We start from the raw sequence: 16,954 nt of genomic DNA, 5'->3' as shown, positions 1-16,954 counted from the left end.
ATGGGACTCCGCCCCATGCCTCGCCCCCGCCCCCTCGCGAAACGCCCGATCCTCCTCGCCGCCCTCGTCCTCGCGGCGGTCGCCCTCCTCGTGCTTTTCCTGCCGCCTTCGAGCCTCGCGAAGCCCGCCTCCTGCGAGAAGCCCGAGATCGTCATCCGCAAGAAGGACGCCGCGCTCGATCTGCACTGCGGCGGAAAGCTGTTCCGTACCTTCTCGGCCACGTTCGGGGCGCAGCCCGTCGGGCAGAAGGAGCGCGAGGGGGACGAGCGCACGCCCGAGGGGGCCTATCGCATCACGAGCAAATCGGAGAGCGAGCGATTTCATCGATTCCTCGGGATCTCCTATCCGGAGCCCGTCGACCTCGCGCGGGCGAAGAAGAATGGGATCGACAAACCTGGCGGCGGCATTGGCATCCACGGGACGAAACGGAAGCTCGTGGCGCTCGCGCGGGCGTGGATCCGCCTCTCCAGCGCGACCGGGCTCGGGCAGGTATGGGGCCCGACGGACGGCTGCATCGGGCTCGCCAATGAAGACGTCGACGTGGTCTATGCCCTCGTCCCCGTCGGCACGAAGGTGACGATAAAGCCCTGATCGTGCGAGAATGAAGGGGCCAAGGACCCGCCGCGCATGAGCTTCAGCAACGCCACCCCCTACGTCGCGCTCGACGTCCCCACGACCGGCCCTGACGGCCACGCCCTCGTCGTCGCGGTCGTCAAAGCGACGTTCGACATCCTCCCCGGCGGACGTATCGCCCCCTCGGACGACCCCATCCCGCTGCGCCCGAACGACATTCCGCTCGACGCCCAAAACCCGAACGGCAGCATCGTGCTCCCGTCGGACCTCAGCATCGAAAAACACGGCGCGGACGTCATCGTCACCGGCGACGCCGTCTCGAAGCGCCGCGCCGAATCAATGGACGTCGTCGTGAAGGTGAAAGACCGCACGGTCCAGCTCCGCGTCCACGGCGAGCGGCGCTTCACCCAGGGCGTCGCCGGCGTCGTCGTGGGACCTGCCGTTCCCTTCGAGCGCATGCCGATCGTCTACGAACGCGCCTATGGGGGCATGAGCGAGGACCTCACGCTCATCGAAGAGCGAAACCCTGCCGGCGTGGGCGTCGCCAAGCGCAAACGAGACCTCCTCGATCGACCCGCCCCACAAATCGAGCACCCGCTCCGTCCGCACAAGGACGCCGGAGACAAGCACCCGCCCGTGGGCCTCGGTCCCATCATGACGCATTGGCTCCCGCGTCGAACCTGGGCCGGGACGTTCGACGAGGCGTGGCAGAAAACTCGAATACCCCTGATGCCGATCGATTTCGACATCCGGCACAACAATGCTGCGCATCCGGATTTGCAGCTCGACGTTCCGCTCGCGCCGGGGGACCTGTTATCCATCCTGGGGATGCACGAGGAGGGCGTGATCTCGTTCGAGATCCCTGCATTTCCGGTCATCGTGCGAGGACGCTTCGACGGTGGGGACAAGGTCGTCGAACGTCCCGTCCTTGATACCCTCGTCGTTCATCCGAACGAACGGCGCTTCGAGGTCATCGCGCGCAAGGCGTTCCGCACGGGCCGCGGGAAGCGGGTATTGCGGGAGCTTCAGGTGGATCTGAGCACTTGATTTCGGAGTGTCCTTCTTATACGGCCCATCGCGGCTGCCACCACGTCCCCCGCATCGCCGCGTGATCCCGCTCCCGCGCCGCGTGCACGAGCCCGGCGAGCGCGCGATCGAGCTCCTCCCCCCACGCGGCCCCATTCGTGGGCGCGCGAATTCCCGCGCGCACCGCCAGCTCGTCGAGCCGCCGTTCGACCTCGCTCCGATCGAGCGCACCGGAAGCACACTCCTCGGCGACCCGCTCCGCCGTCCACGGCTCGCCGCCGCGATATCGAACGCTCGAATCCAATCGCATCGCCTCGATCGCCTTCCGCCAAGCGCCCGCATCCTGACGCAGCGAAGGCGCCACCCGCTCGCCGAACAACGTAGCGAGCGCAGCCTCGGCGGCATCCGCGAGATCCTCGTTCGCGAGTTGCCGCAGAAGGTATGGCCACGTCCCCGCATGCCCAAATCGCGCGAGCGCCGACAGCGTCGCCGCCGAAGGAGGCGTCCGCGCGAGACATGCCGCGAGCGCGGCACGATCCGATACATCGCCCGCGAGCACGAAAATCTCCGCGCCAAACAACTGCAACCGGGCCGCATGTGGCCCGCCGTCACGCAACTCGAAATACGGCTCCTGATGACCCGCAGGAAGCATCGTCCGCGCAGCCGCCCATACCACTGCGGGCGCAGGATGCCCGAGGCACTTCCCGAGCAGCGGCACGAGGCGCGCCGCGTCCTCGGCGGGCAGTGCATCCACCACCTCGGCAGCCGCCGCTGCGACGGACGAATTCGGGTCGAGGAGAAACCCACGAATCTCATCGACCCCAAGCACGTCTTGCCGCCCGAGCACGAGCACTCCCACGGCGCGCACAACCGGATGCGGCGAGACGAGCAACGTCCTGCAAACGCCATTCCGATCGGGATGCGGCGCGACCAGGAGAGCCTCCGCGGCCGCGCGCGCGTGGTCCACCGCCGTCGGCAAAAGCGCCGTCAAACCGTGCGCCATGGCGTCGAGCGCGTCGCCCCCGGAAAAACACGCGAGCGTGAACACCGCCGCCCGCATGCCGACGGATTACTCCACGTTCGTGCCGGCCTTCGAGGTCGGGGAGAGCGACAGATCCGGCTTCTCGTAATTGTAATCGCGCAGCGTCACCTTCCCGGGCCTGCGCTTGGCGAGGATACGCGCGTCGAAGGCCGCCATCTCGAACATGCCGAGCGCCGACACGTCGACCAGCGGCAGCGGCTCCCCCAGCGCGGCGAGCGAATACGTGGTGGAGTCTTCGAGCACGATCCGTTCGACGCCCTCCTCGTCGGCGTCGAACCGAAACACGAGCCCCTCGTCCTCGCACATCCGCTGCACGAAGGCCGCGTCGCTCTCGGCATACTGGACGACGTATTCCCGTTCGAGGTGCGACTCGTAAAGCCGGAGCTCGACCTGCCTCCCATCGTACCCGGCTTCGAGCAGCACCTTCTTCACGATGTCGGGAATCGTCATCTTCTGGAAAATGCGCGACCGCGTCCGGAGCTCGACGGCCGCGAGGCGCGAGCGCACCGTGGCGCGGTAGCGCCGCTCACCGTTCGGATTCGCCGTGACCACGGCCGAAAACCGCGTGACGATTTCCCCGACGACGCACGCCCCGTTCCCTCCCTCCAGCACCACCGCGCAGGGTTTGCCCACGACATCAGCCGGGGTGACTCCTTCTGTCGAAAAGAGGTCGAGCGCCAGCTCGGTGGATTGCCCGAGCCGCTCCGTCCCGCGCAGACTCCGGCAGGAGAGGGTTTCGGCGCCGTCGACGAGAAACCGCACGTTGTGCACGGTCTACCTCCGGGGTTTCTTCAATTTCACGACGTGAATCGTGGCTTTGTTCACCGGCACGGGCGCAGGCGCCTTCCACTTCGGCGGCTTCTTTTTCGAGACCGGCACATACCCCGGCGACGCTCCCGGAAACCCTTCCGGCGCCCCCGGAAGCTGGGTTTTCCCCGAAAGCAGCGCCGCAAGCACGGCGCTCGTCGACCCGCCGAGGTCCACGGGCAGCGGACAACCCCCGTCCTCCCCCGGAGGCCCGAGATGCACGACCTTCCACCGATCCGGCGCCCCTGCCCCCAGCCAAAAAAGCGCGCTGCCATCCCCGAGCACGGCCCAGGCGACCCATTTCTGCCCGCGGGGCGGGTAGGCCGCGAGCGCCGCGTGCCGCTCCGCCTGCTTCGCGAGCAGCGGTGCGACCACCGGGTCGCTTGTTTCCATCTGGAACCTCGAATCACTCCCGAGCAGCGCGAGGTGTTCGAGCCGCGCGAGTGATTGCCTGCCGAGTTGCGCGCCCGGCTCGTCGGTGAATGGACTCAGGATCCAGACGAACCCGCCGAGGCAACCTGCCCCGTATTCCTCGATGAAGGCCTTGTAATCCGACGGAAAACCATGCCCGAAGAGGCCCTCCACTTCGGCCCATCCGAACTTGGCGGACGCGCCCTCGGGGCGCGCCGGCTTGGGGAGCAGCTTGATCACGCTGGCGATCGACATGGCCTACTTCCCCTTCCCCGCGCGCGACGTCGGCTCGTGCAATGCAAACGCTGGCCGAACCGGCTCCTCGTTCACGCCCGCCTGGAAAATACCCCAGGAGATACGCTCCGAAAGGACGTCGTACAGAAACACCGACATCGGCCCCACATACTCCGCGTACTGGCCACGTGAATCCGCGACGATGGTCCACTTGTCCGGCGTGCCCTTCGTCAGCCAGCAGAGCGCATCGCCGTTGACGGTATACCCCCACGGCAGCAGCCCCCCGGGCTCCGGAAACACGGGATACGGCAGGTTGTTGACCTCCCCGAACGGCACCGGAAGATCTCGCGCACCCGGCACCTGCGCGTTCCGGCGCACGAGATGCAGCGCAAACAGCATCAGCCGCATGCGCTCCATCCACGGCAGCTTCGCCGAGAATGGATTCATGACGTGGAGGTACCTGTTGATCCAGCCGGTGCCGTACGTCCCGACGAACTGCTTGTAATCCCCGGGCAGCTCCGTTCTCAGGAGCGATTCCGCAGGCGCCCAGTCGTTCTTCGCCGGAGCCTCCTCGGGCTTCTTCGGCGGAAGCAGCCATTTTGTGAGAGACGCCATCGAGCTTGCCATGGTTTGTCCTCAAAGGAGCGGGAGGCTGAACGGGCTGCCACTGCTAGGGTTGGCGCTGAGCGTGACCGACTTGGGCCGACCGTTGCCGTAGTTCGTGATGGAGATGTTGTAGTCGACCGGCCCATTCTGCGCAGCTTGAAACACGCGATCCTCGAACATCCGCATGTCCGTCTGGTTCGCTGCGGCTTTCATCGTGACGAGGTTTTGCTCCCAATCCCCGGGGCCGCCCATCCGGTTCGGCCAGAGGTGCGCCCGGTCGTACCCCGGGCTGATCTATCCGGGCGGGAGGATCGCGCCGTACGCATCGGTTCCGAGCCCGGATTGACACATGTCTTTCGTGATCCTGGCCTGCATGCTTGATGTAGCCATTGGCGTCGGTCGTGAACTTGACGAACCCGAGCCCCGGACAAGGGGCGAGACCAAGCGGATCGATGGTGGTCGTCGGATTGCCACCGAAACCAAACAGGTCCGGAGACCCGTGCAGACCGAGCGGATCGGGGCTCAGCCAGCGGCCGACGCGTGGATCGAACATGCGATGCCGCGTCGCCGTGAGACCGGTTTCGTCATCGGCATATTGACCGAGGAGCCGCAGCGGGGTCCTCGCGGCGGGGTGCCCTCCTGCGCCATTGCCTTTCTCCTGAAGTACACGGCCGAAAACCGAGTGCTCCGCCGTCCACGCGACCTCGCCCCGCGTATCGATGAGGTCCTTCGCCGTGCCCAGGTGATCGGTGACGTAGAAAAACGGTTTGCCGTCCTCCTCGTGCAGCACGGGCACCGGCGAGAGGGGCTGCCCCACGAGACGAGGTGGAGGGTCCACGCGGGCAGTTCGTTCATCGCCTCGACGCCGCGCGCCCGCAGGATGCGGGTGCCTTCGGGGAGGGCGTCACTTGCGAGCTGGAGTTCGATCGTCACCGTCGACCTGTGTACGCATCTTCGCGGATCCTTCGCGTGTTCACAAGATAGAATGCCCACGAGACACGAGCGAATTCAATCCGGGCGCAATAAAACGACGTATTGTCCTTCGTGCTGGTCGACGCGTGCGCGGCGTGTCTAGAATGTCCACGTGCAACCGCCCTCCCCCGCGACGACGCCCCCCGTCGACGCCTCGGGCGAGCCCCCTCGCGCGCATCCTCGGCTCGCGGGCATGGCGCTCGCGCAGCTCGCCGGCGTGCGCGCGGGCCTCGCGGCGGGCTTTCCGCTCGAAGACGCGCTGCAAAACGAGGGCGTGAATCCAGCGCGCTACGCCAAGGCCGAGGCCGCGTGGGACGAGCGCCTGGCGGAGGACGACGCCGAGGAGTTACAGCATCTCTTCGACACGTGCCAGGCGGACGCCGCAGAACGCTACCGAAGGCCCGTTCCGCCGCTCGACGAGGACATCGGTGCTTGGCTCGATTTCGCCAGGCACTTCGCCGCGCAGGAGGAACCTCTGCCTTGGCTCGCCGGGTTCGGGCTCCGCCTCGCCGACGTGTTCACGCTCCATCGTTGGTGGTCAAAGCGCTTGGCGGAGGAGCCGTCCCTCCGCGAGCATGCGCATCGTTTGCTCGCCGCGACGCCGGGCGACGTGCCCACGCCTCGGCCGGGACAAGGCATCCTGCGTCCGCCGGCGCCGCTGGGGGAGATGGTGGATCTTCCGGAGGACGAGGAGCCGATCGACGACGAGGATGTCGGCGATGACGACGACGCGCCCGAGGCGGATCCGGCCGACTTTTTCGCGCCGTTGCCGCACGAGGGAGACGCAAAGCCGATGGCTCCCGCTGCTGCCATCGAGCCGCGGCCCCAACCCCCGGCGCCGGATCCGGATCGGCCCGTGGATACGCTGCCGCCAGGATCTATTGCGGGGGCGCCGTCGATGCCGTTCCAAAAGCTCCCGCTGCCGCAGCCGCTGGTATCGTTTGCGCCGGAGCCCGCGGAGGCGGAGCCCGTGGATCGGCTCGCGCAGACGCTCCCCGCGCCGGTCTTCGTTCCGACGGATCCCCTTCCGTTCCAGCGTGAGGCGACACTGGCCACGGGCGACACGAAGGGCTTGGATCTGGGCTCGACGTTGCCCGTTGGATTCGTCGCGCCGCGCGAGGCGTTGCCATTCCAGGAGCCAATCAAAGGCAAACCCGCGGCCACGAAGAACCAGGCCAGGGCCGTCACGCAGCCACTCCCGGTCTTCGTTCCCGGGGAGGCATTGCCTTTTGAACCGAAACATGATGAATCGACAAACGAGGATACGGGGCCGGCGACAACCCCCCTCGATGGCTCTGCGCCGCCCGAGCTGTCGCTCGAAGCCCACGCGGAGTTGTGCGCGAAGCTCGCGGCGTCGCCAGACGATGCCGAACAGATCTTTGCGCAGTTTGGTTTGGCGGAACCGCACGCGAGGAAGGCCGTGGACGAGGCGTGGAAGGAGCGGCTCCGGAAGGCCCCGGCGCTCTACCAGGAATGGCAGCGGCTCTATCGGATGTTTTCCGAACGTTGAGGGCAACGCATGAAAAAGGCTGCGTTCGGATGTGCGGGGATCTTGCTCGTGTTGCTTGGGATCTCGATCGCAGCCGTCCACGTCAGCGTGCGGCAGATCGAAAAGGCGTCGCAGACCATGTTCCAGCAATTCGCGGTGGGCGCCCCGGTGATCCCGTTCTCTCTCGAACCGGCCGGGCGCACCCACATTTCATTCCGGCACGACGATCAGAAGCCGTGCCTGACCGCGACCGCCGAGCATGATCGTGTGACGTTTTCGTACGAGGATCGGCATGAGATCGTCGCGCCTTGCACGGAGCTCTCCGTGCATGTCTTCCCCTCCATCCCGATCCCGCCGCGGGCCTCGTTCGTGGTTCGTTACGATCCGAACGGGAACGTCTCGAAGCTCGAAACGCCTCATGTCTGGGATTGAGGCCCGCGGCGAGCTCTTCCGGATCAGTGTGCCGTGATCCAGCTCCGGATCGGCTCCCAGAAGAGCGTTTCCGCGTCGTAGCCCTGGAAGATGTCGGTATGCCCGATGTCGAGGAGGCGGTACTCCTCCGGGTAATGCTGAACGACGTGGTTCGACACGTCCTGGCTGCCGAGCAAGGAGGTCGTGTAAATGCCGGCCGCGCCAAACCCGCCGCCGGCGCCGACGTAGAAGGTCGGGACCGTGATGTCGGCGAGGTGATCGTCGAACGGCACGTCATCCTGCGGGTCGTCACAGGTGGCCGCGTCCGCGTCGGCGATCATGGCCCAGGGCTGCCAGGGTTTGGCGCGGGCGAGCACGTCGAACCAGACGGCCGGATCGGCATACGCGAGATCCTGCACGCCGGCCGCATCCCATAGACCGCCCGTAAGGTGGTACGAGGGCACCGGGGGCTGGGGCATCAAAAGAAAGGTGGCCGCGCCGAGCGTCATGGCGGCGTGCTCGTTGTCGAGGCCAGGGAACGCGGGCGACGGGCCCGTGGGGTCGATCTGGGCGAGGAAACCGAGCGGCCCCACCGACCCGCCGAGATTGTTTGCATATTGCCCCGACGCGACGAGCGCGCGCTCGTCGGCTCGACGCTGGCAGGCGCCCGCGCGGAAATCCGGGTCGTCCGTTTCGAGGTAGATGTCCACCGGAATCAGGCCACCCACGTGGCGCAGACCGGGGGGCCGCTGGCTCTCTGCGCCCGCATAAGCATACGCGAGCTGCCCGCCGCGGCTCCAGCCGAGCAAATGGAGACGGCCGTGCCCCTGCCCCGAAAGCGCGCGGACCACACGGGCGACGCCGAGCGCCGTGCCGATGTCGCGCACGTCCCGCTGAAAACCCCAGTTCTGCATGAACGAGAGATTGGCCTCGCTCGCGGGGACGCGGGTCCAGCCGAGATCAATGCCCCATACGTCGATGCCGTTCGAGGCGAGATGAACCGGCAGGCTCGCGCCGTCCGGCGAGGGCCCCGCGGCGAGGAAGGCCGCCTCGAAATCCCAGGCGTCGCCATGGACCATCATGATGGCCTTGCTGGTGGGAGCAGGCACGTTCGGCGCAGATTCGCGCACGACACGGTGGAGGCCGATGACGTCGTAAGAGCCGGGGCCGACGCGGAGATCGACGCTGTATTCGACGATGTCCCCCACGAGGACCCGCCGCGAGATCGCGGCAGAGAGGCTCTTTTGCGGCGCATCACAATCAGCTTCGTTCGACTCACAGGCAATGGCAAGCGCTCGGGCCAGGCTCGGTCCGGCGTCGGCGGTCGAGGAAAGCGCAAGGATAGGCGCGAAGGCGAAAATCGAAAGAATGGTATGTCGGATCAAGATGTTACCTCTCGGTAGGATGACGGAGCGCGCTTGGCAAGAACCGCGCCGGCCTTGGGAGAGGCATCACTCCAGGGTTCCAGGCTCTCGGGGTTGTGCAGGATTTGCGCTAACTGTGCCAGATTACGGCAAAAGGCACACTCCCTGGCAGCTTCCGCCTCTGGCTCCGCCTGCTTGACGAGGCGCTTCTCGTTGGCGATGGCGGCCAGAGGTCGAGGACCATGAAGTCACCTTCTCAGGATCATGCTGGGAGCGGAGACACCCGGGGCGGAGCGATGTAGCGTGAATTCACGAAGGCGCGAGTTCGACTTCCATTCCGAAGTGATCGGAGACGAACGTGCCCTCTTCGTCGATCGGCTCGACGCCGACGAGCGTCGCCGCGCGGGGCGACCAGGCGCGGCTGCGCAGAAAAACGCGGTCGATGCGCTTGTGGGAATGCTTGCCATGCGTCACGTAACGCATGAAGTTGATGTTCGTGTCGACCGTGTAGCCCGGACGATCGCCGTGCAATGCAGGCCAGACATCGACGAACGTGGGGTCGAGCGCGGCGTTCTCGGCTGCGGCGTCCGGCGCGAAGTTCATGTCGCCCGCAAAGACCACATCGGGGTTCGACGCCGCGAGGTAGGGCTGGATGATCCCGAGCTGCGCAACACGCGTCGACGTGCACTCGGACGTGCTCTCCAGGTGTACCGTTGCCACGGTGATCCCACAGGAAAGCTCGGCCGAAAGGAGGCGTCGACCCATTTCGGTCGGTAAATCGAGCATGACGAGGCGCCGAATGTGGACCCTCGAGAGCAGCAAGACGCCGTAACGCCCGAAGGTGCTGCCGTCGACGTCGGAGACCTGATAACCGGCGCGAACCCAGGGGGCATCCACGATTGCGGCAAGGAGCTTGCGGGTGACCTCCTGCAACAAGATCACGTCGGGGCTCCGGCGTGAGATCTCCGCGAGAAGCGCTTCCTGACGCGCGCGGAACTTGTGGGCGCCAAACCACACGTTCCACGTGAGAAGCTTCAAGGGGCCGGCGGCCATTGGCCTCGCAGGCCCGGCGGCCTGCCATTCCGCTCGGGCGAAGGCGTGAGGCTGGATGACGGTGGGGCTCGGCGCCTTCGACATGGCATACCTTACCACCGTCCAGGAGGGCCGACCAGACCCCGCCGAACCGAGCAAGCAGCAGGCATCCCCGTCGTCACGAAGACGTGGTAGCCTCCGGCGCACGTCATGTTGTCTTCGTCGTTTCACCGCATCTGCCACGAATCCTGGGAGCTGATACAGGTTTTCCGGGGGCCCACGATCCCGCGTGAAGGGGAGCTCTTGCTGCTCGAACAGGGCGGGCAGGAGACCAAGTATCGCGTCATCCGGGTGATGTACAAGGCCGCCCCCGGAGGCGAGCTCCTGGCGACCGTGTTCGTGGCCCCGGCTTGAAAGACGGGCGGAGCGCCTGATTTAGAGCACGAACCGCGCAGCCGCCGCGGCGGCCGCGCCGATCGCCGCGCCCGCGAGCAGCCAGGCCAGGCGCGAGGGGCGCGGGGATTCACTTGCGCCGAGGGGAAACTCCACCGCGTGCACCCTCTCGGACTCGGCATCGACCAGCAAAACACCGTCCACGTCGAAGGCGATGCGGTATTCGAGGAGCTGACGGCGCGTGCCGGGTGTGTCGATACGCGGTGCGGCGCGGCCCGTCTTCACCTCGGCCACGAAACGTTTGTCGCCCCAGCCCACGAGGTAATCGGCGCGCAGATCGATCGCCACAGGATCCCCGTCGACCCGCACGCCGTACGTGACGGCCACCTGCCGACCGAGAATGGTGAAGCCGAGATCCCGAAGCAAGCCCTCGGCGCGTAGCTCGCCTGCCGCCCCTCGCTCCCGGCGAATCGTAATCGTACGCCGCCGCCAGAAGCCACGCCAAGCAATACGCGCGGTCTGCACCAAAGCGAGCAGCGCCGCCGCCGCGAGGAGGACGATCAGGACATCGGGCGGGAGCGCGCGCAGATCCACCTGCACGTGCATGACGACAGGCGCGCGCCGTGGGCCAACTTTTCGGCGGTTGCATCGTTATCCCCCGCGCGCTCTCGGGCAGCGCCACCCGCGGGATCCGGGGAGGCCGCGGCTCAAAACGCGAGGCACTCCTTCAGCAGGGCGAGGCCAAACGCCCAGTGGCCGTCGGCTGTGCCGAGCTTCAGCGCGCCGGCTGCCATTCGCTGATAGAACTCGCCGAGCGAGGGCGTCGCGTCGAGCGTCTCCGCGCCGGTGGCCCCCGCGTGTTGCCTCTGGCGGGCAAGGTCGAGCTGCATCACGCCGGCGAGCGCCGCGACCAGCCGGCGGGTGTACCTGAAGCGACGGGGAAGCTCGACGAACGGGCGACCGTCGTAAGCCGAGAGCAGGCGCAGGCAGGTGCCCTCGTCCATGCGCAGGAAGACGGAGAGCACCGCGAGATCGTAATCGGGATCCATGGGCCCGGCCGTGGCCCAATCGAGCACCAGGATCGACGCGCCGTCGTAGATGAGATTCGAGGGATTGAGGTCGTTGTGGCCGAGGACCAGGGCGCCTTCGCGGGGCGGCGACTCCTCGGCGAGCGCGCGCTGCACCGCCTCGCCGGCAAAGGCCGGGAGGGCGATGCCAGCCTGGAATCCGTTCCATATCTGGAGAAGGAATGCTCGGGGATCCCGCTCGCGCGCGCCCTCGGGGACGGGGAGCGCGTGGATGCGGCGCACGGTATGGCCGAGCTGGGTGAGCGCGGCATCGTGGGTGCGCGGGTCCCGATAGAAGGCTGCGAACGAACGGTCGGCGACGAAGGCGGTCAGGACCGCGCGCCGCGGCTCGTCGACGTGGACGATACGAGGCGCGAGGCCCGTGTCGGCGGCGAGCCGCTGGATGTGGAGCGTATTGCGCCAATCGTCGGCGCTCTCGCTCTCCGCGGCGACCTTGAGCACGAACGCCTGGCCGGCGGCCTCGACGCGGTAAACGCCGGCGCCCGAGAGCCCCGCGGCGATCGGCGTGATCGTGGTGGTGGGTCCTCTGAGGTCCGAGGGGAGGAGGTCTTCGAGGGTCATGATCGGCTCCGCGGGCGCCAATGCTTTGGCAGGCCGCACCGTGCATAGCATATGCCCGGCATCGGTGGTCCCAAATCAGTCGGCAATGAACAGCCGCCCGCCGCGCTGGACGAGCAATGCATGCGCGCGCACGGTGTCCCGCAGCATCCACAGGATCGCCCAGGTTGGCCTTCGCCCACGCGCCCATCCACGTGCCGGTCCCTACGCGCATCCTTTCCCCTCAAAGCACCCACGCCGCCGCGTCGTAATCGTGCACGAGCCACCCTTTCGCCGGCGCCCGCGTTGCTCGCCAAAGCGAGGCTGCGCTAAGGTACGCGGCTCGCGTGCGCTGACGCTCGATGAGCGTGGTCTACAAAACATCTACAGAAGCACATGACCTCATCGACCTTCAGCGAACCTCATTCGAGCTTTCTGCCCTACTACCAAGAACTGGCGCGAAAAGGCGAGGTTCACTTCGAAAATTCCAGGGGGATGTACCTGGTCCTTTCGCACCGGCTCGTCCGAAAGGTGCTCACCGATCCGCATACATTCTCCTGTCGAAACGGGATCGAAGACGTATTCAAGGATGCGACACCGGCCCCGGCGCTCCTGGGATTGGATCCCCCGGACCACACCCGCCTGCGCGCTCTCGCCGCAAGCGCGTTCACTCCGCAGACCATCGCGAGGCTGAGGCGGTGTACCTACGAGATCGCCCATCGGGTTCTGAACGAGGTGATCGAGGCCGGCGCGATGGATGTCGTCGCCGACATCAGCGACAAGATCCCCCTGATGCTCATCGCGGGAATCTTCGGCCTTCCCCTCGACGATTGGGAACACTTCCTCCGCTGGTCGCATTGCATCGCGGCCGCCGCCGCCCCGACCGTGACCCGAGAGCAAGGGACCGACCACCGGGTGCCGCTCCTGGAGATGCGCCGGTATTTGCTCGCGGAAATCGAGGACCGCCGCACGCGACCCACGGAGGATCTCTTGAGCCGATTCGTTCACGCCAACGTGGAAGGAGCACGGCTGGACACGGAGGAGGTTCTATCCCTCACGATGCTCCTCGTCTCAGCGGGCCACGGCACCACGGCGAACGGGATCGCACAAGGAATCCGCTGGCTCCTCGCCCATCCGGATCAGATGGACAAACTCCGGCGTGAACGTCGCCTGCTCCCCACGGCCGTGGAAGAAATCCTTCGTTATGATCCGCCCATGTACATGGTGCCGCGCGTCGTGACGCGCTCGGTGGAGCTCGCAGGGCACACGCTCGAAAAGGGAGATCGGCTGCTTTACGTCGCGGCCACCGCGAACCGAGACGAAAAGGTGTTTCCGCATCCGGACCGATTTGACATCACCCGCGATCCGAACCCGCATCTGTCCTTTGGGTATGGGATCCACTTCTGCCTCGGCGCAGCCCTCGCCCGGCAGGAGCTGCGGGCCGCGCTGGACGTGATCCTCGACCGGTGTCTTCATCTGGAGCGAGCCGACACAGCGCCGATCGAGCATGGTGGCGCGGTGCATCTGAACGGTCTCAAGCAACTGCGCGTGAAATTCCAGCCCGGCCCGCAGTGTTCTGCCGACGTGGCGGCGGCCTGACGTCCCGGGTGCGGCCCCGCCCGATCCGGATCGCCTTATTTCTTCCCCACCGGCCAGTAGAGCCTCCGCAACGGCACGAGCGCCCGCGTCTCCGCGTCCAAACTCTCGTAGTGGTCCACGACAAGCTTCCGCAACGCCGGCAGGCTGATCAACGTCGTCGCCACGTCCGCGCGATCCGCCTCGTAGTGCGCGTCCTTCGAGAACCCGCCCGTGCTCACGTAGAGGCACTTGTCCCCGCGCTTGCGCCCACCAAGGAACGCGCGGATCTCCTTCGCGCCCATGACCTGGCCGCGATGCTTCACCTCCACGAAAATCCGCGGCTCCTGCAAGCCGAGGCCATCGGGTGACGCGAAGATGTCGACGCCTCGGTCGGGCCCGCCTTCCGCGACGGTCGTTCGATACCCCATCGCGCGGAGCAGCCCCGCGACGAGCTCCTGCATCTGGCGCCAGTCGAGCGCGTTGATCGCGTCCTCGATGAACTCGTCCGCGCGCTCGAACGTCTCTGCGAGCAGCGCCGCCTGCTCCTCCTGCTCGGCCTCGAGCTTCTGCTTCGGCACGGGTTTCGGGGCTGGGACGGATGCACCAAAGGGGACGGCGTGCGCGCGGAGATCCTTCTCGGCGTCGGCGCTGAGCTTGAACAACGTCTGAATCGCGCCGAGGGTGTTGCGTGTCTTCGTACTCAGGAGATCACGGCTGACCTCGTGGGTCCACTCGACGCGACGAACGGCGGGCAGGTCCTCGATGAGTTTGTCGTCCCAGTAGTACTCCGAGGTGACCTTGCCGAGGAGATACTTGCGACGCTCCCGGTCAAACGTAACGACCTCATCGCCGAGCTTGATCTCTCCGATGAACCGGAGGAGCTGCCCCGCCCACGACGCGCGGCTGCCCTCCTTCTCGTCGGGGTACTTCTCGGCATAGAGCTCGAGCAAGGCTTCCTTCTTGATGGTCGGCGGCACCGCGCCGAGGAGCTTGTCCCCGAGCGCGACGATGCCGTGACGAACGAAGTCCTCGATGTTTTCGCTCCCGCGGCCAGCGCGGATCATCCACATAGGCTGGGAGGGTAGCGTGAATCGGGTCGGCAGGAAATGACATCAGCAGCCTCTCGTCCTGGTTGGCCGAGGGACGCCCAGCGCACGCGCGATCAACTCGAAGCCCTTTTCATTGCGCTAGGCTTCGATTTCCGTCTCGAGGCCACGGAGCCGCACCTTCTGCCAGGATGACGACATATCGTGATGCTCACGAATAAAATCGCGTGGCAAGGTGTAGAACTCGGGCTGGGCCTCTCCGGTGGTCCCGTCGTGCTTCCCCGAGAACTTGCCGATATTGAGAAAGGCGACGACGAGAAAATCGAAGGCGTCGAAGCTCGCTTCTTTGATGGGAACACCGCGGTCGCAATCCGTGGCGTAGCGGCTCTTGACCTGCACGCGGAGCTGGGGGCACTGCGAGCCGTGCGGGGTGGGGCGCGGGGCGGGGTGAATGCAGAGGAGGTCGTAGCCCTCGTTCCCCGGAGGAGCCTTGTACGTGAGGATGTTTCGCCGGAGGAGATGCCCCATCACAAGGTATTCCGCAGCGAGGGAGACCACTGGGAGGCGAAGCCAGTCCTTTTCTATGCTGGGGGATCGAGGGGGCATCCCGGCGAGGATAACCTATCCCGGGCAGCGGCGCTCAGGAACTGGCGCGTCGATAGGGTCTCACCGGGACCTTGTGCTTGCCTGCTCGCCCCCTCACCCTCCGTGGCCCTTCGATATGCGCGATGGTGTCCACGTCTGGCTCCCTCCCATGAAGCTTGGCGCGTGCTCCGATCGTCCCTCCGAGGTCCGCTCAGGCTTCTGCCGGCTCCCCGCCGTCGTCCCCCTTCCGAGCTGCCTCGCGCTCGTACGCGGAGATGATCGCCGTCCGCATCTTGTGCAGGTCCGAGAGAGTCGGGAGGAGGAGCCGACTGTCGCCGAACCGCGCGCTCTCGGCGATCTCGATACCTGGCGCGAGCTTCTTCGCCTCCTCGGGCTTCACGTGCCGCAGGGCAACCCACATCGGCTTTTCTTCGAGCCCGAGTCGGACGAACCACTTGCGCGTGTTGTCCTGATGGATCGTGAAATACGTCTTGGAGTCGCGATGACCAATCGGAGCATTGGGAACGGCCTCGCGCACCCAAACGACGACCATCTTCATCGCCTCGAGCTCCTCGGGCGTCGTGACGATGCCGGCGCGCTGGTCGGCCGCGGGCTGTGCGGTTGCCTGGGCTGGCTCTGCCTGCGGCTTCGCGGGAGCCGGGGATTGCGCCTTGGCAGGCGGAGGCGGCGGCTCGGGGTCCGGCTCGGCGGAGCGGTCGAAAGATCGCGCGACGTGATCAACGATGGCGGATTGCAGAGCCTTGCGAAGGATCGGGGTCAATCGCTCCACGACCTTGGCGGTCACGCGCGGCACGGCAGGAATCTCACCGGCGATGAACCGGACGAATGCATCACTCGGCTCGCGAAGTTGCGTGGACACGAAGGAGAGGATCGCGTTGTAGTAGACCATTTCCTCGGCGAGCGCGGAGATGTCTCCCGGGGAAAAGTCGGCTTTCCGAAAACGACGAAGGACATCCACTTCGGCAGGCTTGACCGAAAGCAAGTCGATGCTGAGCCATGGATTCTGGTCCATGATATTCGGCTGTTGCAGGTCCGTGAACACGCGGATCTTCACGCCGTCCGTGATCATTGCCACACGCACGGACGGAGTCGCGTTGAAGTATCGGCTGACCTGTCCGCCGTGGTCTTCGAGAACAGCGCCGACGGGCTTGCACTCGATGAAAATCGCAGGCGCACCATTGATACAGATGGCGTAGTCGATTTTCTCGAACTGCCCGGCCTTCTTCACGGCGAAGTCGGCGACGTACTCCGGCCGCACCTCGCGCGGATCGAAGACGTCGTAGCCAAGCACCTGCAGCAGGGGAACGACGAGGGCCTGCTTGGTAGCTTCCTCACCCTGCACGTGCGGGATGCGGTTGCGGATCCGATCGATGTGAGTCGCCAGATCATCCTGGAACGCCATGAATCCTCCTCAAGTGCCCAGGATGCTAAGCGAGGACACGCTCGCTTGTCCAGAGAGACGTGCGGAGGTTCACGAGGTTGGCCGGACGCTCAGGCCACGAGGCAGAAGGCTCCCCGAACGCCCCCCACGCGCTGAGCAAGCGGCCACGCTTGGAGGGTACCCGTGCAGCGTATCGAAGGGTGTCTGGACCGGTTCGCCACGGTTCGCGCCCGCCTCCCACGTTTCACGGCCCCCCTCGGCGATTCGCTCCTGGAGGGCCAGCGCGAATCGCGGCTGCGTTCGTTACACCAGGAACGGAATCAACGGAAACAGGCGAGCAGAAGACGCAGCCCTTGGG

18 protein-coding genes and 1 pseudogene are annotated in these 16,954 nt (G+C 66.2%); 6 read left to right on the top strand and 13 right to left on the bottom strand.

Annotated elements, in window-relative coordinates:
- The first annotated feature begins 15 nt into the window (after window positions 1–15).
- Window positions 16–591: a L,D-transpeptidase family protein gene (locus tag POL67_RS09765; protein WP_271916957.1), complete on the top strand. Its 576-nt coding sequence runs from the start codon at window positions 16–18 to the stop codon at window positions 589–591.
- Between the two features lie 36 nt (window positions 592–627).
- Window positions 628–1,620, top strand: coding sequence for a DUF2169 family type VI secretion system accessory protein (locus tag POL67_RS09760; RefSeq protein ID WP_271916956.1), 993 nt, complete (start codon window positions 628–630; stop codon window positions 1,618–1,620).
- Window positions 1,621–1,636: 16 nt separating this feature from the next.
- Here the strand turns inward: POL67_RS09760 and POL67_RS09755 are convergent, their stop codons facing one another.
- The 6 genes and pseudogenes from POL67_RS09755 to POL67_RS54160 all read right to left on the bottom strand — a co-directional run.
- Entirely contained in the window at window positions 1,637–2,659 is a 1,023-nt protein-coding gene (locus POL67_RS09755; RefSeq protein ID WP_271916955.1) for a hypothetical protein, read from the bottom strand.
- Between the two features lie 9 nt (window positions 2,660–2,668).
- Window positions 2,669–3,412: a type VI secretion system Vgr family protein gene (locus POL67_RS09750; protein ID WP_271916954.1), complete on the bottom strand. Its 744-nt coding sequence runs from the start codon at window positions 3,410–3,412 to the stop codon at window positions 2,669–2,671.
- A 3-nt stretch (window positions 3,413–3,415) separates the two neighbouring features.
- Window positions 3,416–4,114, bottom strand: coding sequence for an SMI1/KNR4 family protein (locus POL67_RS09745; protein ID WP_271916953.1), 699 nt, complete (start codon window positions 4,112–4,114; stop codon window positions 3,416–3,418).
- A gap of 3 nt (window positions 4,115–4,117) precedes the next feature.
- Window positions 4,118–4,708 carry a hypothetical protein gene (locus tag POL67_RS09740; RefSeq protein ID WP_271916952.1) on the bottom strand — a complete coding sequence of 197 codons (591 nt, stop codon included), beginning with the start codon at window positions 4,706–4,708 and terminating at the stop codon, window positions 4,118–4,120.
- A gap of 21 nt (window positions 4,709–4,729) precedes the next feature.
- On the bottom strand, window positions 4,730–4,993 hold the full coding sequence (locus POL67_RS09735; RefSeq protein ID WP_271930780.1) for a DNA/RNA non-specific endonuclease: 264 nt from the start codon (window positions 4,991–4,993) through the stop codon (window positions 4,730–4,732).
- Between the two features lie 154 nt (window positions 4,994–5,147).
- Window positions 5,148–5,489 (bottom strand): annotated as a pseudogene (locus tag POL67_RS54160) (RHS repeat domain-containing protein); the annotation flags it as partial.
- Window positions 5,490–5,783: 294 nt separating this feature from the next.
- Between POL67_RS54160 and POL67_RS09730 the strand changes: the two are divergent.
- Together POL67_RS09730 and POL67_RS09725 are read left to right on the top strand one after the other, a co-directional pair.
- Entirely contained in the window at window positions 5,784–7,181 is a 1,398-nt protein-coding gene (locus POL67_RS09730; protein WP_271916951.1) for a hypothetical protein, read from the top strand.
- Between the two features lie 9 nt (window positions 7,182–7,190).
- Window positions 7,191–7,592, top strand: coding sequence for a hypothetical protein (locus POL67_RS09725; protein WP_271916950.1), 402 nt, complete (start codon window positions 7,191–7,193; stop codon window positions 7,590–7,592).
- Window positions 7,593–7,615: 23 nt separating this feature from the next.
- Here POL67_RS09725 and POL67_RS09720 read toward each other — a convergent pair whose 3' ends face one another.
- Window positions 7,616–8,956, bottom strand: a complete 1,341-nt coding sequence (locus POL67_RS09720) for a lipase family protein (RefSeq protein ID WP_271916948.1) — start codon at window positions 8,954–8,956, stop codon at window positions 7,616–7,618.
- Between the two features lie 288 nt (window positions 8,957–9,244).
- Window positions 9,245–10,072 carry an endonuclease/exonuclease/phosphatase family protein gene (locus POL67_RS09715; protein WP_271916946.1) on the bottom strand — a complete coding sequence of 276 codons (828 nt, stop codon included), beginning with the start codon at window positions 10,070–10,072 and terminating at the stop codon, window positions 9,245–9,247.
- Window positions 10,073–10,177: 105 nt separating this feature from the next.
- On the opposite strand from POL67_RS09715, the gene POL67_RS09710 reads away from it, so the two are divergent.
- The gene (locus POL67_RS09710) at window positions 10,178–10,381 is read left to right on the top strand and encodes a hypothetical protein (protein WP_271916945.1); all 204 of its coding nucleotides are present in this window, start codon (window positions 10,178–10,180) and stop codon (window positions 10,379–10,381) included.
- Between the two features lie 21 nt (window positions 10,382–10,402).
- On the opposite strand, the gene POL67_RS09705 is transcribed toward POL67_RS09710, so the two are convergent.
- The gene (locus POL67_RS09705) at window positions 10,403–10,966 is read right to left on the bottom strand and encodes a hypothetical protein (protein WP_271916944.1); all 564 of its coding nucleotides are present in this window, start codon (window positions 10,964–10,966) and stop codon (window positions 10,403–10,405) included.
- A 101-nt stretch (window positions 10,967–11,067) separates the two neighbouring features.
- Window positions 11,068–12,009: a phosphotransferase gene (locus tag POL67_RS09700; protein WP_271916943.1), complete on the bottom strand. Its 942-nt coding sequence runs from the start codon at window positions 12,007–12,009 to the stop codon at window positions 11,068–11,070.
- A 471-nt stretch (window positions 12,010–12,480) separates the two neighbouring features.
- On the opposite strand from POL67_RS09700, the gene POL67_RS09695 reads away from it, so the two are divergent.
- Window positions 12,481–13,584: a cytochrome P450 gene (locus tag POL67_RS09695; protein WP_271916942.1), complete on the top strand. Its 1,104-nt coding sequence runs from the start codon at window positions 12,481–12,483 to the stop codon at window positions 13,582–13,584.
- A 35-nt stretch (window positions 13,585–13,619) separates the two neighbouring features.
- Here POL67_RS09695 and POL67_RS09690 read toward each other — a convergent pair whose 3' ends face one another.
- From POL67_RS09690 to POL67_RS09680, 3 genes are all read right to left on the bottom strand, one after another.
- Window positions 13,620–14,633 (bottom strand): restriction endonuclease, encoded by a 1,014-nt coding sequence (locus tag POL67_RS09690; RefSeq protein ID WP_271916941.1) that lies wholly within the window; start codon window positions 14,631–14,633, stop codon window positions 13,620–13,622.
- Between the two features lie 117 nt (window positions 14,634–14,750).
- Window positions 14,751–15,137, bottom strand: a complete 387-nt coding sequence (locus POL67_RS09685; RefSeq protein ID WP_271916940.1) for a hypothetical protein — start codon at window positions 15,135–15,137, stop codon at window positions 14,751–14,753.
- A 268-nt stretch (window positions 15,138–15,405) separates the two neighbouring features.
- The gene (locus POL67_RS09680) at window positions 15,406–16,617 is read right to left on the bottom strand and encodes a type I restriction endonuclease (protein ID WP_271916939.1); all 1,212 of its coding nucleotides are present in this window, start codon (window positions 16,615–16,617) and stop codon (window positions 15,406–15,408) included.
- Window positions 16,618–16,954: the final 337 nt, after the last annotated feature.

Source organism: Polyangium mundeleinium, from assembly GCF_028369105.1.
Taxonomy (GTDB): Bacteria; Myxococcota_A; Polyangia; order Polyangiales; family Polyangiaceae; genus Polyangium; species Polyangium mundeleinium.
This window is presented reverse-complemented; position numbering and strand designations above follow the sequence as displayed.

What these genes read in the sequence shown, in the direction of transcription:
- POL67_RS09740 (WP_271916952.1), bottom strand. Translation starts at nt 4,708, where the DNA reads ATGGCGTCTCTCACAAAATGGCTGCTTCCGCCGAAGAAGCCCGAGGAG.
- POL67_RS09715 (WP_271916946.1), bottom strand. Translation starts at nt 10,072, where the DNA reads ATGTCGAAGGCGCCGAGCCCCACCGTCATCCAGCCTCACGCCTTCGCC.
- POL67_RS09695 (WP_271916942.1), top strand. Translation starts at nt 12,481, where the DNA reads ATGTACCTGGTCCTTTCGCACCGGCTCGTCCGAAAGGTGCTCACCGAT.
- POL67_RS09760 (WP_271916956.1), top strand. Translation starts at nt 628, where the DNA reads ATGAGCTTCAGCAACGCCACCCCCTACGTCGCGCTCGACGTCCCCACG.
- POL67_RS09700 (WP_271916943.1), bottom strand. Translation starts at nt 12,009, where the DNA reads ATGACCCTCGAAGACCTCCTCCCCTCGGACCTCAGAGGACCCACCACC.
- POL67_RS09710 (WP_271916945.1), top strand. Translation starts at nt 10,178, where the DNA reads ATGTTGTCTTCGTCGTTTCACCGCATCTGCCACGAATCCTGGGAGCTG.
- POL67_RS09705 (WP_271916944.1), bottom strand. Translation starts at nt 10,966, where the DNA reads ATGCACGTGCAGGTGGATCTGCGCGCGCTCCCGCCCGATGTCCTGATC.
- POL67_RS09725 (WP_271916950.1), top strand. Translation starts at nt 7,191, where the DNA reads ATGAAAAAGGCTGCGTTCGGATGTGCGGGGATCTTGCTCGTGTTGCTT.
- POL67_RS09685 (WP_271916940.1), bottom strand. Translation starts at nt 15,137, where the DNA reads ATGGGGCATCTCCTCCGGCGAAACATCCTCACGTACAAGGCTCCTCCG.
- POL67_RS09680 (WP_271916939.1), bottom strand. Translation starts at nt 16,617, where the DNA reads ATGGCGTTCCAGGATGATCTGGCGACTCACATCGATCGGATCCGCAAC.
- POL67_RS09690 (WP_271916941.1), bottom strand. Translation starts at nt 14,633, where the DNA reads ATGTGGATGATCCGCGCTGGCCGCGGGAGCGAAAACATCGAGGACTTC.
- POL67_RS09745 (WP_271916953.1), bottom strand. Translation starts at nt 4,114, where the DNA reads ATGTCGATCGCCAGCGTGATCAAGCTGCTCCCCAAGCCGGCGCGCCCC.
- POL67_RS09765 (WP_271916957.1), top strand. Translation starts at nt 16, where the DNA reads ATGCCTCGCCCCCGCCCCCTCGCGAAACGCCCGATCCTCCTCGCCGCC.
- POL67_RS09755 (WP_271916955.1), bottom strand. Translation starts at nt 2,659, where the DNA reads ATGCGGGCGGCGGTGTTCACGCTCGCGTGTTTTTCCGGGGGCGACGCG.